General features: G+C 73.8%; 11 protein-coding genes. 5 read left to right on the top strand and 6 right to left on the bottom strand.

Going from position 1 to position 12371, the window contains the following annotated elements; genetic code table 11:
- Positions 1 to 44: 44 nt before the first annotated feature.
- Entirely contained in the window at positions 45 to 776 is a 732-nt protein-coding gene (locus ACZ5SK_RS16245) for an SseB family protein (RefSeq protein WP_468156925.1), read from the bottom strand.
- Between the two features lie 150 nt (positions 777 to 926).
- Between ACZ5SK_RS16245 and ACZ5SK_RS16240 the strand changes: the two genes are divergently transcribed.
- Entirely contained in the window at positions 927 to 1952 is a 1026-nt protein-coding gene (locus ACZ5SK_RS16240; RefSeq protein WP_457493931.1) for a serine hydrolase, read from the top strand.
- 13 nt (positions 1953 to 1965) lie between these two features.
- Here ACZ5SK_RS16240 and mycP read toward each other — a convergent pair whose 3' ends face one another.
- Positions 1966 to 3171, bottom strand: a complete 1206-nt coding sequence (gene mycP, locus ACZ5SK_RS16235; RefSeq protein ID WP_457493930.1) for a type VII secretion-associated serine protease mycosin — start codon at positions 3169 to 3171, stop codon at positions 1966 to 1968.
- Positions 3168 to 4142, bottom strand: coding sequence for a hypothetical protein (locus tag ACZ5SK_RS16230; RefSeq protein ID WP_334583322.1), 975 nt, complete (start codon positions 4140 to 4142; stop codon positions 3168 to 3170). The genes mycP and ACZ5SK_RS16230 overlap by 4 nt, the downstream gene beginning before the upstream one ends.
- 586 nt (positions 4143 to 4728) lie before the next feature.
- On the opposite strand from ACZ5SK_RS16230, the gene ACZ5SK_RS16225 reads away from it, so the two are divergent.
- Together ACZ5SK_RS16225 and ACZ5SK_RS16220 are read left to right on the top strand one after the other, a co-directional pair.
- Positions 4729 to 5016, top strand: a complete 288-nt coding sequence (locus ACZ5SK_RS16225) for a hypothetical protein (RefSeq protein ID WP_468576163.1) — start codon at positions 4729 to 4731, stop codon at positions 5014 to 5016.
- Between the two features lie 874 nt (positions 5017 to 5890).
- On the top strand, positions 5891 to 7093 hold the full coding sequence (locus tag ACZ5SK_RS16220; protein ID WP_457493927.1) for an amino acid deaminase/aldolase: 1203 nt from the start codon (positions 5891 to 5893) through the stop codon (positions 7091 to 7093).
- Positions 7094 to 7165: 72 nt separating this feature from the next.
- Here the strand turns inward: ACZ5SK_RS16220 and ACZ5SK_RS16215 are convergent, their stop codons facing one another.
- From ACZ5SK_RS16215 to ACZ5SK_RS16205, 3 genes are read right to left on the bottom strand one after another with little or no spacing between them, the layout of a single operon-like run.
- On the bottom strand, positions 7166 to 7957 hold the full coding sequence (locus ACZ5SK_RS16215) for a 3-oxoacyl-ACP reductase (protein WP_457493926.1): 792 nt from the start codon (positions 7955 to 7957) through the stop codon (positions 7166 to 7168).
- Positions 7954 to 9333, bottom strand: coding sequence for an aldehyde dehydrogenase family protein (locus ACZ5SK_RS16210; protein ID WP_361701695.1), 1380 nt, complete (start codon positions 9331 to 9333; stop codon positions 7954 to 7956). Before ACZ5SK_RS16210 ends, ACZ5SK_RS16215 begins: the two co-directional genes overlap by 4 nt.
- 19 nt (positions 9334 to 9352) lie before the next feature.
- The gene (locus ACZ5SK_RS16205) at positions 9353 to 10723 is read right to left on the bottom strand and encodes a glutamine synthetase family protein (protein ID WP_361701697.1); all 1371 of its coding nucleotides are present in this window, start codon (positions 10721 to 10723) and stop codon (positions 9353 to 9355) included.
- Between the two features lie 75 nt (positions 10724 to 10798).
- On the opposite strand from ACZ5SK_RS16205, the gene ACZ5SK_RS16200 reads away from it, so the two are divergent.
- Together ACZ5SK_RS16200 and ACZ5SK_RS16195 are read left to right on the top strand one after the other, a co-directional pair.
- Positions 10799 to 11533 (top strand): FadR/GntR family transcriptional regulator, encoded by a 735-nt coding sequence (locus ACZ5SK_RS16200; RefSeq protein WP_334583328.1) that lies wholly within the window; start codon positions 10799 to 10801, stop codon positions 11531 to 11533.
- Positions 11534 to 11592: 59 nt separating this feature from the next.
- On the top strand, positions 11593 to 12300 hold the full coding sequence (locus tag ACZ5SK_RS16195) for a gamma-glutamyl-gamma-aminobutyrate hydrolase family protein (RefSeq protein ID WP_334583329.1): 708 nt from the start codon (positions 11593 to 11595) through the stop codon (positions 12298 to 12300).
- Positions 12301 to 12371: the final 71 nt, after the last annotated feature.

Below are 12371 nucleotides of genomic sequence, written 5' to 3'. Positions count from 1 at the left end.
CCTCCGCTCCCTCGGCTCCCGTCAGCCACAGACTTTTCGGCTTTTCAGTTCTTTACGTACAGGGGCTCGCCCGGAGGCGTCGTCCCGGCCGGCAGCAACGCCAGGTCGAGACCGCGCACCAGGCGGGCCCTCAGTGTTTCGTCGGCGGCGAGACGCCGGGCCACCGCGCGGGCGGCCTCGGCGGGGGCGGCGGCCGGGTCGAGGACGAGGGCGAGGGTGCCGTCGGCCTGCCCGGGCCCGAGGTGGGCGCGGAGGACCTCCGGTTCGGCGGCCACGGCGGCCCGTACCGCCGCGATCACCGCCGGATCGGCGAGCGGGTCGGTCGTCGTACGGCCCTCGGCGAGCGCCAGCAGCGCCGGCCCCGTCAGTTCGAAGGCGACCGGGCCGGCCAGGTCGAGGACGACCGTGTCCGCCTTCTCGTGCGCGGCGGCCTGCAGCGCCTGATGCAGGGGGACGGCGACCGGGCGGGCCTCGGGGTCCCAGCGGGCGAGAGTGTCGGTGGAGGTGAAGGCGGGCAGCGCGGTGCGGCCGCCGGCCTTCAGGGTCGGGACGGCCATGTCGCTGGTCTTCTCACGCCGCAGTCCGTTCTCGTCCTCCTCCACCTCACCCAGCACCGCCACCACGGGGACGAGGAGCCGGGCGCCCTTGAGGGCCGCCAGGACCGGCCCGACGGCGGTGCGGTCCGCGGCCCAGGCGGCGAGCGCCTCGCTCAGCCGGGGGTCGGCACTGCCGTCGTCGTCGGAGAAGCCGGAGTCGGGAATGTTCTTGTTCGCCACGGTCGTCGACCTTATCGGGGGGATGCTGCTGGGCTTGTGCGGGGCCCGAAACGCGCTGGTGACGGCTTTCACGGGATTCTCAGGCTCCGCTGACACACCTTTAACGGCCGTCTAACGCCGTGCACAGTCGCCGCCCCGAGCATCTCGGGCATGGAGTCTTCCAGAGCACGTCGCAGCCGCCGCGCTCGCCCCTCGCGGCGCCGTCCGCTCCTCCACCTCGCACTCGCCACGGTCGCCGTCCTGGGGGCGACGGCGAGCGGCACCGTTTATGTGAAGGCACAGGCCCGTTCGGGCGCGGGGGCCGTATCGTCGTCCTCTCCCGCGCCGTCGGCCTCGGCCCCGGCGTCCGGGTCACAGGACGGGGAGGTGTCCGTGGAGACCGTGGCAGCGTCCGGGACGGACCACGACGGGCTGCTGGCGTCGGCGATGAGGTCGGTGACCGTGCCGGGTGCGGCGGCCGTGTCGGTGGCGGTACTGGACCTGGCCTCCGGGGCCGGCGCCGCGTACGGCGAGGGCGTCTTCGACACGGCGAGCATCGTCAAGGTGGACATCCTGGCGACACTGCTGCTCCAGGCCCAGGACGCGGACCGTGGTCTCACGGCGGCCGAGAAGTCGTACGCCACCGCGATGATCGAGAACAGTGACAACGACTCGGCGTCGGCGCTGTGGCGGACCATCGGGAAGGCGGCGGGTCTGGACGCCGCGAACGAGCGGTTCGGGCTGACGGAAACCGAGGGTGGCGACGACATGCTGTGGGGGCTGACCCAGACCACGGCCGCCGATCAACTCGCCCTGCTCCAGCAGGTGTTCGGGGACGACTCGATGCTGAGCGAGGCCTCGCGGACGTACCTGAAGGGGCTGATGGGGCAGATAGCCGTCGACCAGCGCTGGGGTGTCTCGGCCGCGGCCGACGGGTCCTCGTGGGCGCTGAAGAACGGCTGGCTGCCGCGCAGCACGACCGGGCTGTGGGACGTCAACAGCATCGGGCGGGTCACCGTCGACGGCCACGACTACCTGGTGGCCGTGCTGTCGAACGGCAACGCGACGCAGAGCGCGGGGATCGCGCTGGTCGAGGCGGTGGCCGAGGCGGCGGTGTCGGCGTTCACGGACGACGACGGCTCGGCGCCCGTCACCACGTCGGCGTCCACGTCCGCCACGTCGTCCGCCGCCGAATAGCGGTGCGCCGGCGCTAGAAGGCCTCGTACGTCTCGCGGGCGTCGTGCGGGTCGCGTTCGCGGCGGCCGCGCCACAGGAAGACCGCCGTCACCAGCAGCACTCCCCCGGCGCCGCCCGCGAGCAGGCCCGCCCAGCTCGACGTGTCGTCGTCCGTCTTCTCCTGGTCCGGGCCGGGGCCGAAGTACCGCTCGCCGGAGGCCGCGGACTGCGGGCCCTCCGGCTTGAGGGCGGCGGCGGCCTCGATCGCGGCGGCCGGGTCGGTGAAACCGTAGCCGCGGGAGTCGTCGCGGCCGCCGGAGGGGGCGTTGCGGGCGGTGTCCTCCAGGAGCTTCTTGATCTGCGCGGGCGTCAGACCGGGGTGGGCGGCCTTGACGAGCGCCACGGCCCCCGAGACGAAGGCGGAGGCCGCGGACGTCCCCCAGCCCTGGTAGTACCTGTGGTCCGGCTCGGCGATGACGACGTCGACGCCGGGCGCGCTGACCGTGGCGTACCAGCGGCGGGTGGAGAACGAGGCGCGGACGCCGTAGCGGTCGACGGCGGTCGCGGCGATGACGCCCGGGTATGCGGCCGGGTAGGAGATGTGGTCGCCCTTGTCGCCGCCGTTGCCGGCCGAGGCGACGACGACCGAGCCCTTCTTCAGCGCGTACTGGACGGCCTCGTCCTCGGCGGGCTCGGGGTGGGCGGAGGCGGAGTCGTCGCCGAGGGAGAGGTTGATGACGTCGGCGCCCTGGTCGGCCGCCCAGCGGATGCCTTCGGCGAGGGCGTTGCCACGGGTGTTGCGGGCCTTGGTGCGCTGCGGGTCGTCGTCCTCCAGGATCACGCGGACGGGGAGGATCTTCGCCTCCGGGGCGATCCCGAGGACGCCGTCGGCGTTTCCGGCGCCATGTCCGTGACCGGCGATGATGCCGGCCATCGCGGTGCCGTGGACGGCCCAGGCAGGCTGGCCCTCGACCGCGCCGAAGCCGACCATGTCCTTGCCGGCGAGTACGTTCCCTGCGAGGTCGGGGTGGTCGGCCTCGACGCCGGTGTCCAGGACGGCGACGGTGATGCCCTTGCCCTTGGTGGTCCGCCAGGCCTGCTGGGTGTGCAGGGCGTCCAGGGCCCACTGCTGGCCGCGGATGTTGTCGGCGTAGGCGGTGGCGGACGGCACGAGGGCAACCGCGGCGGCGAGGAGACAGCACAGGATCCCGGCCCGGCGGGTGGTCGTGCGACGGCTCATGAGGGCTGCTCCGTGGGCGTGACGGCGGTCTTGCGCAGGCCGCGCTCGATGCGGTCGGCGAGGCCTTGGGCCTCGTTGCCGAGGCCGGCCTGGGCGGGGGCCGTGGTGGCGCCGGTCGCGGTCGCCTCCGGGGCAGGCTGTGGGGTGTCGACGGTACGGCCGTCGGCCCAGCCGGAGACGGCGTAGACGACGACGGGTGCGTCGGTCAGGACGGAGACCGTCCACGCGGCGCGCTGCTTGTCGCCGAACGCGGCGGCGACGGTGCCCTTCGCTGCGTACGGGCGGGGCATCAGGTCCGTCCGCCGTGTCAGGCCTTCCTTCGCGAAGCGGCTGCCGAGCGAGCGCATGGCGACGGCGTCGGCCTTGGTGAACAGCAGGCCGACGGTGGTCACGTAGCTCTGGGTGGCGTCGGTGTAGGTGGCGCGCAGGAGGCGGGCGCAGCCGACGGGGGCGAGGACCTGCTGCAACAGCGGGTCGAAGGCGTCGGCGCAGGTGCTGTCCGGGGCGACCGCGATCCGCGTCCAGGTGCGGTCGGCGCCGCCCGGGCCGGCTCCCTGTCCGTCGACCGTGGGCGGGAACAGCTGGTCGACGGGCACGTTGTGCCACAGGCCGCCGGCGGTGACGTAGGTGCTGCGGTCGGCGCCGTCGTCCGAGTCCCCGACGAGCCAACTGCCGGTGACGGCACCGCCGATGAGTCCCAGTCCGAGGACGACACAGGCGGCGGCCGCCGCGGTGCGTCCCCGCCGGCCGAGGATCCGGGGCGTGTCCCCGTACCCCTCGGGCCGCGCGAACGTCACCACGGGGCGCGTGGCGCCGGGGGTGGCGCCCGGGGTCATGGGGGCACTCCAGGAGAGGGCCGGATCGGGGCCGCTCGGCACGTCCGGGGCGACGTCGGGCCGTGGCGGAGCCTCCGGCACGGGTGACTCCGTCGGCGTGGCCGGGGGGGTCGGCACGGTTGACGTGGTCGGCATGGCCGGCATGGTCGGCATGAGGAAGTCGGGCTGCCGCACGGAAGCACCAGGACTCCAGGCCGGCGGGTCGTCCAGCCCCGGGGCCGCCCGGAAGTCGCCACGGTCGCCGGCCGCCTCCGTCTGCTGCCGAGTCCGCTCGGGCGCGGGCACCCAACCGCGCGGCAGGGGCGACCAGGCACGGTCCGGAGCGGCGGCAGGGGCGCTCTGCGGGCGGGCGGGGGACCCGGTACCGCCGGCGCGCGCCGACCCGTCACCGGCCCGGCCCAAGCCGACGTGACCGGCCCCGTCGCTCCCGACAGGCCGCCCCGAATCGTCCCGGTCGCCGGGGCGAGGCGCAGACGTCCCCGCACGGGAGACGCCGTCACTCGCACCCCCCGGACGCGAGGCACCCGGGCTGGCAGGGCGCGAACCCTCGCGACCGGCGAGGCCGTACGCACCCTCACTCCCGCCCCCAGGACCCGGCACGTCGGGACCGACAGGACCGACGGGAGGTGAGGCGTCCCGGTCGGCGAGGGCCGACGTGGACGCGTCGGCGCGTCGGGCGTCCCTATCGGGGCTCGGGGTTTCCCAAGTGGTGTGCTTGAGGGTGCCGTTCGGGGTGGGGCGGGAAGCGGCCGGGGCCGAAGCGGCGGTGCGGGAGGGAGGCGCGTCGAAGAACCCGGAACCCGTCGGGGCAGCCGCCCCGGCCGCGGTGGCCGGACGCGAGGAGGCCGGGGCGGCGGGGCCCTGGCCCGCCCCGGACGCCGGGCGTGCGGAGGCCGGGGCGGCGGGGCCCTGGCCCGCCGCGGTCGTCGTACGCGAAGAACCCGGAGCCGTGGGGCCCTGGCCCGCCCCGGACGCCGGACGCGAAGAACCTGGAGCCGTGGAGCCCTGACCTGCCCCGGACGCCGGGCGCGAAGAACCCGGAGCCGTGGGGCCCTGGCCCGCCGCGGTCGTCGGGCGGGAAGTTGGGGGCTGGGTGGGAGTGGGGCGGGGGGTTGGTCTGGGGGGGCGGGGGGCGCGGCGGAAGTCGTGGGGTGGGGCGGGGCGGGGGGCTGGGGGGCGCTCTTCTGGCGGCGCGGGCGTCCCCGTGTCGGCGCTTCGGGCCGGCTGCGGCGGGGTGTCGGGGAAGCGGGCCGACGCGGGCGGCGGGGGCGGGGTCATGGCGTCCGTGTGCTGGGCCCGCAGGTCGGTGAAGCGGGGGGCGGTGCGGGGAATGGGGGGCGCGGCGGAGGAGAAGGGCGAGCCGTCCCGGGCCGGGTCCGTGTCCCCGGCGGCCGGCGCTTTCGCCGGACGCGTGTCCTGCTGCTCGGCGGGGGCCGTGCCGGCCCCGCGCGCGGGCTCCCGCTCCTGCTCCCGCTGGTCGTCCTGGCCCGTCGTGGGGGGCTGGGAGGGGTGGGGCGGCGTCGTCGGGCGTGGGGGGACGGTGGGGTGGGGCGGAACGTCCGGGCGCGGGGGGACCGAGGCGCGGCGTGCTTCCGTGCTCATGCACCCCCCGTTTCCTCGTGCCCGGGCCGTCGTTCTCGTACGCGGGCCGACGTGCGCTTGCCCGGCGGCCCGGCGCGGACACGGTGGTCCCTCCAGGGCTCGCATACCCGCACGGGCGGACCGGCATCCCGACGGGGGTGCCCGACCGGCGCCGTTCCGCCGTACGTGCGCGTCACTCTACGGCTTGTTGCTGGCCAAACGGGAACCAGTCCACGCCCCCCGGGGCATCTGCCCGGAACGTCCCCCTACCCTGCGGTAATCCAGTCTGGCAGGCTTCGTTCATGACTGCGCGCGCCGCCGACCGGGCCCGATACGACCGGGCCACCGAGCATCTCGACGCCCCTCTCGCGATCGTCGACCTGGAGGCCTTCGACGCCAACGCGGAGGATCTCGTCCGCCGGGCCGGCGGGAAGCCGATCCGGGTGGCCAGCAAGTCCGTGCGCTGCCGGACGCTGCTGGAGCGCGTCCTGGCGAAGGACGGCTTCGCCGGCATCATGTCGTTCACCCTCGCCGAGTCGCTGTGGCTGGCCCGGTCGGGATTCGAGGACATCCTCCTGGCGTACCCGTCGGCCGACCGCACCGCCTTCGCGGAGCTCGCCGCCGACCCCAAGCTCGCCGCCGCCGTCACCGTCATGGTCGACGACGTCGCCCAGCTCGACCTCATCGACTCCGCGCGCGCCGGCGGCAGCGAAGTCGTCCGGATCTGCCTGGAGTTGGACACCTCGCTGAAGATGCTCGGCGGACGGTTGCGGGTCGGCGCCCTGCGCTCCCCCCTCCACTCCCCCGCCCAGGTCGCCGAGGTGGCGCGGGCGGTGGCCCGGCGCCCCGGTTTCAAGCTGGTGGGGATCATGGCCTACGAGGGTCACATCGCCGGGGTCGGCGACGCGGTCGCCGGGCGGCCCTTCAGGTCCCGGGCGATCCGGCTGATGCAGGCCACCGCCCGCCGTGAACTCGCCGAGCGGCGCGCCGCCGTGGTGCGCGCGGTGCGGGCCGTCGTACCGGATCTGGAGTACGTCAACGGCGGTGGCACCGGCAGTGTGCAGCACACCGCCGCCGAGGACGCGGTCACGGAGATCGCGGCCGGGTCGGGGCTGTACGTGCCGCGTCTGTTCGACAACTACACGTCGTTCAGCGGGCGTCCGGCCGCCCTGTTCGCCCAGCCCGTCGTGCGCAGGCCGGGCGTCGGGATCGTGACCGTCCTCGGCGGCGGCTACCCCGCCTCCGGCGCCGCCGGGCCCGACCGGCTGCCCGTGCCGTACCTCCCGGAGGGGCTGCGGTACGACCCCCAGGAGGGCCCCGGCGAGGTGCAGACGCCGCTCATCGGCTCTCCCGCCGACGATCTGCTGATCGGCGACAAGGTGTGGTTCCGGCATGCGAAGGCCGGTGAGCTGTGCGAGCGGTTCGATGTGCTGCACCTGGTGGAGGGGGACACGGTCACGGCGACCGTGCCCACCTACCGGGGCGAGGGGCACACGTTCCTCTGAGTCCTGTTCTGCTGAGCCCTGTTCTGCTGAGTCCCGTTCCTCCGAGTCCCGTTCCTCCGGGTCCTGGAGCGGCTACAGCGGGGTGACGTACGCGCCGGAGATCCCGCCGTCCACCAGGAAGTCGGAGGCGTTGACGAAGGAGGAGTCGTCGCTGGCCAGGAAGGCGACGGCGGCGGCGATCTCCTCGGCTTCGGCGAACCGGCCCACCGGGATGTGGACCAGGCGGCGGGCGGCCCGCTCCGGGTCCGTGGCGAACAGTTGCTGAAGGAGCGGCGTGTTCACCGGGCCGGGGCAGAGCGCGTTCACGCGGATGCCCTCCCGCGCGAACTGCACGCCCAGCTCACGGGACATGGCGAGCACACCGCCCTTGGAGGCCGTGTACGAGATCTGGGAGGTGGCCGCGCCCATCCTCGCCACGAACGACGCGGTGTTGATGATGGACCCCTTGCCCTGGCGCCGCATGTAGGGGATGGCGGCCTTGCAGCACAGGTAGACGGAGGTCAGGTTGACCTCCTGGACGCGCTTCCAGGCGTCGAGGCCGGTCTCCAGGATGGAGTCGTCGTCGGGCGGTGAGATGCCCGCGTTGTTGAAGGCGACGTCGACGCTGCCGTAGGTGTCGTAGGCGGTCTTGAACAGCGCCTCGACCTGCTCGGGGTCGGTGACGTCGACCTTCACGAAGGTCCCGCCGATCTCCTCGGCGACCGCCTTGCCGCGGGCCTCGTCGACGTCGCCGCAGACGACGTGTGCGCCCTCGGAGGCGAGCCGGCGCGCGGTGGCGAGGCCGATGCCGCTGCCGGCTCCGGTGATGACGGCCGTCCGGCCGACGAGACGGCGGCAGACGATGTCAGGGTTCTGAGCGGTCACTGTGCGGGGCCCTCCGTGCTGATGAAGACGTTCTTGGTTTCGGTGAAGGCGGTCAGGGCGTCCGGGCCCAGCTCACGGCCGACGCCGGACTGCTTGAAGCCGCCGAAGGGCGTCCAGTAGCGGACGCTGGAGTGTGAGTTGACGGACAGGTTCCCGGCCCGCACGGCCTGCGAGACGCGCAGGGCGCGGCCGACGTCCCGGGTCCAGATGGAGCCGGAGAGGCCGTAGGGGGTGTCGTTGGCGAGCCGGATCGCGTCCGCCTCGTCGGTGAAGGGGAGCAGGACGGCCACGGGTCCGAAGATCTCCTCGCGGGCCGCGTCGGAGTCGGGCGCGGCCCCGGTGAGGACCGTCGGCGGGAACCAGAAGCCGGGGCCTTCGGGGGCGGTGCCGCGCAGCGCCTGGGCGTCGTCCGGCACGAACGACCGTACGCGGTCCACCTGTTGACGGGAGATCAGCGGGCCCATCTGGGTCGCCTCGTCGGCGGGGTCGCCGACGACCACGGCCGACAGTTCCCGCGCGAGATGGTCGGCCACCTCGTCGTAGACCGACTCCTGGACGAGGATGCGGGTGCGGGCGCAGCAGTCCTGGCCGGAGTTGTCGAGGAAGGAGAACGGGTCGACGGCCCGCTTCAGGTCGGCGTCCGCGAAGACGACGTTGGGGCTCTTGCCGCCGAGTTCCAGGGTGACCGGCTTGACGTGCCGGGCGCAGCGCTCCATGACCTCGCGGCCGGTGCGGGTGGAGCCGGTGAACACGATCTTCGCGACGCCCGGGTGGTCGACGAGGGCGCGGCCCGCGACCGCGCCGTAGCCGGGAAGGACGTGGAACAACCCCTCCGGCAGGCCTGCCTCCAGGGCGAGTTCGGCCAGCCGCAGAGCGGTGAGGGGGGTGGTCTCGGCGGGCTTGAGGACGACCGCGTTGCCGGCGGCGAGGGCCGGAAAGGAGCCCCACGCCGCGATGGGCATGGGGAAGTTCCAGGGGGCGATCACGCCGACCACGCCGAGGGGTTCGTGGAAGGTGACGTCCCAGCCGCCGGGGGCGGGGATCTGCCTGCCGAGGAGCCGTTCGACGCCGCCTGCCGAGTAGAGCAGCAGGTCGCGGGCGTTGCCGGCCTCCCAGCGGGCGTTGCCGAGGAGGTGGCCGGCCCCGCGGACCTCCAGCTGGGCCAGCTCGTCCAGATGAGCGTCGACGACGTCGGCGAAGCGGCGCAGCAGACGGGCGCGGTCGGCCGGGGCGGCGGCCGCCCACCCGGTCTGGGCGGCGCTCGCGCGGGCGACCGCGCGGTCCACGTCGGCCGCGTCGGCGGCGGGAACGGTGGCGAGAACCTCCTCGGTGGCGGGGTTGAGGACGATCAGCTCGTGCGGGTGCTGGTCGGACACGACAGGGACCTGTGACCTTTCAGAGGCGTTCGAAGGAGCGGCGCAGCTCCCAGTCGGTGACCGCGGCGTCGAAGGCTTCCAGCTCGACGCGGGCCATGTTGCTGTAGTGCGCGACGACCTCCTCGCCGAAGGCGGCCAGCGCTACGGGGCTGTTCGCCCAGAGCTCGGCGGCCTCGCGGAGCGTGGTGGGGACGTGCGCGTAGTCGGCGGCGTAGGCGTTGCCGGGGCAGGCCTCGGGCAGCTGGAGTTTCTGCTCGATGCCGTACAGTCCCGCCGCCACCAGGCCGGCGACCGCGAGGTGCGGGTTGACGTCGCCGCCGGGCAGCCGGTTCTCGAAGCGCATCGAGCGGCCGTGGCCGACGATCCGCAGCGCGCAGGTGCGGTTGTCGTGTCCCCAGGCGACGGCCGTCGGGGCGAAGGAGCCGGGCTGGAACCGCTTGTAGGAGTTGATGTTGGGGGCGTAGAGGAGGGAGAAGTCGCGCAGGGCGGCGAGCTGTCCGGCGAGGAAGTACCGCATGACGTTGGACATGCCGCCCGGGTCGTCGGCCGTGCCGGCCATGACGTTACGGCCGTCCGCGTCCGTCAGCGACAGGTGGATGTGACAGGAGTTGCCCTCGCGCTCGTTGTACTTCGCCATGAAGGTCAGCGAGACGCCTTCCTGGGCGGCGATCTCCTTGGCGCCGGTCTTGTAGATGGCGTGCTGGTCACAGGTGACCAGGGCCTCGTCGAAGCGGAAGGCGATCTCGTGCTGGCCGGGGTTGCACTCGCCCTTGGCGGACTCGACGGTGAGGCCGGCGCCGGCCATCTCGTTGCGGATGCGGCGCAGCAGCGGTTCGACCCGTCCGGTCCCGAGGACGGAGTAGTCGACGTTGTACTGGTTGACGGGGGTGAGTCCGCGGTAGTTCGCGTCCCAGGCGGCCTCGTAGCTGTCCTTGAAGACGATGAACTCCAGTTCGGTGCCGACCTGGGCGGTGAATCCGTGCTCGGCGAGGCGCTCCAGCTGGCGGCGCAGGATCTGGCGCGGGGCGGCGACCACGGGCGAGCCGTCGTTCCAGGCGAGGTCGGCGATCAGCATGGCCGTGCCGGCGTTCCAGGGCACGCGGCGCAGGGTGGACAGGTCGGGGTGCATGGCGAAGTCGCCGTAGCCGCGCTCCCAGGAGGACATGGCGTACCCGTCGACGGTGTTCATCTCCGTGTCGACGGCGAGGAGGTAGTTGCAGCCCTCGGTGCCGTGCCGGAGGACCTCGTCGAGGAAGAAGCCGGCGGCGAACCGTTTGCCCTGGAGCCGCCCTTGCATGTCGGGGAAGGCCAGGACGACAGTGTCGATCTCACCGCTCGCGACGAGAGCATGCAGCTCCTCGACACTGAGCGGGGGTGTGCGGTCTGCCACTGGAGGGCCTCCTCAGGCTTCCGGGGACCATAAGGTATTGCGGAGAACCATTGCTTGGGAAGGGGGCACGGCCAGATGTCGGTGAACGCTGACGGCGGACCGGACGACCGGCTGACGCCGATCCTGCGGCCGGTGCGGGCCGGGAACGGTTTCGAGGAGGCGCTGGAGCAGATCCTGCAGGTCGTGCGGCTGGGCCTGGTGCCGGGGGGCGACCGGCTGCCGGCCGAGCGGGATCTGGCGGAGCGGCTGGGGATCAGCCGGGTGACGCTGCGCGAGGTGCTGAAGGTCCTCCAGGATCAGGGGCTGGTCGAGTCCCGCCGGGGTCGGTACGGCGGAACGTTCGTGCTGCCGCGCGCGGACGCCGGCGGCGAGGACGAGCTGCGGCGGCGGGTCGCGGAGGTCGACATCGAGGACGTCCTGCGTTTCCGCGAGGTGCTGGAGGTGGGCGCGGCGGGCCTGTGCGCGGCGCACGGGCTGACGGACGAGCAGGCGGAGCGCCTGCGCGACGCCCTGGCCCGGACGGCGGACGCGCCGCTGGCCGACTACCGCCGCCTGGACACCCTGCTCCATCTCACCCTGGCCGAGCTGTGCGGCTCACCGTCGTTGACCGCGCGGTACGCGGCGGTGCGGGCCACGGTGAACGACCTGCTCGACTGCATCCCGCTGCTCGTGCGCAACCTGGAGCACTCGCAGCGGCAGCACACCGCGCTGGTGGAGGCGGTGCTGGACGGCGACGCGGACGGCGCGCGGGAGATGATGCGGGAACACTGCGCGGGGACGGCGGCCCTGCTCAGGGGCTTCCTGGCATGAAGAGGACAGAAAACAGGTAAAGGTATGCACGAAGTCCATTGCAGCGCCGGGGAGGGACCATGACGGGCAGTCCGCTGATCGGGATCAGCACGTATCTGGAGGCCGGGACGCGCTGGCACGTGTGGGAGCTTGAGGCCGCGCTGCTGCCCGTCGGGTACCCGCGGCTCGTGCAGCGGGCCGGCGGGCTGGCCGCGATGCTCCCGCCGGACGCGCCCGAGCGGGCGGCGGCGACCGTGGCCCGCCTCGACGGGCTGGTGATCTCGGGCGGCCCCGACGTCGAGCCGGTCCGCTACGGCGCCGAGGCCGACCCCCGCACCGGGCCTCCGGCGCGGGAGCGCGACGCGTGGGAGCTGGCGCTGATCGAGGCGGCGCTGGCGGCCGGCGTTCCGCTGCTGGGCGTCTGCCGGGGCATGCAGCTGCTGAACATCGCGCTCGGCGGCACCATGACGCAGCACATCGACGGGCACGCCGAGGTCGTCGGCGTCTTCGGACACCACCCGGTGAAGCCGGTCCCGGGCACGCTGTACGCCGGGATCATCGATGAGGAGACATCGGTGCCGACCTATCACCACCAGGCGGTGGACCGCCTCGGCGCGGGCCTGATCCCGTCGGCGTACGCGTCGGACGGCACCGTCGAGGCCGTCGAACTCCCGTCGGCCGGCGGCTGGGTGCTCGGCGTGCAGTGGCACCCGGAGATGGCCGAGGACGTACGGGTCATGCGGGCCCTGGTGACCGCGGCGCGGTCCTGCAGCCCGCCCGGCGCTTGAGGACGAGGCCCTTCAGGGGCCGACAGCGGGGGTCTGGGGCGACAGCGGGGGTCTGCGGGCGGCCAGCAGGG

Source organism: Streptomyces sp. NPDC031474, assembly GCF_055581185.1.
Note: the sequence above shows the minus strand (reverse complement) of the source record. Positions and strands in the feature narration are given on the sequence as shown.

Coding starts and splice junctions, on each gene's coding strand:
- ACZ5SK_RS16220 (WP_457493927.1), top strand. CDS start 5,891: ATGACTGCGCGCGCCGCCGACCGGGCCCGATACGACCGGGCCACCGAG.
- mycP (WP_457493930.1), bottom strand. CDS start 3,171: ATGAGCCGTCGCACGACCACCCGCCGGGCCGGGATCCTGTGCTGTCTC.
- ACZ5SK_RS16240 (WP_457493931.1), top strand. CDS start 927: ATGGAGTCTTCCAGAGCACGTCGCAGCCGCCGCGCTCGCCCCTCGCGG.
- ACZ5SK_RS16195 (WP_334583329.1), top strand. CDS start 11,593: ATGACGGGCAGTCCGCTGATCGGGATCAGCACGTATCTGGAGGCCGGG.
- ACZ5SK_RS16230 (WP_334583322.1), bottom strand. CDS start 4,142: ATGCCGACCACGTCAACCGTGCCGACCCCCCCGGCCACGCCGACGGAG.
- ACZ5SK_RS16200 (WP_334583328.1), top strand. CDS start 10,799: ATGTCGGTGAACGCTGACGGCGGACCGGACGACCGGCTGACGCCGATC.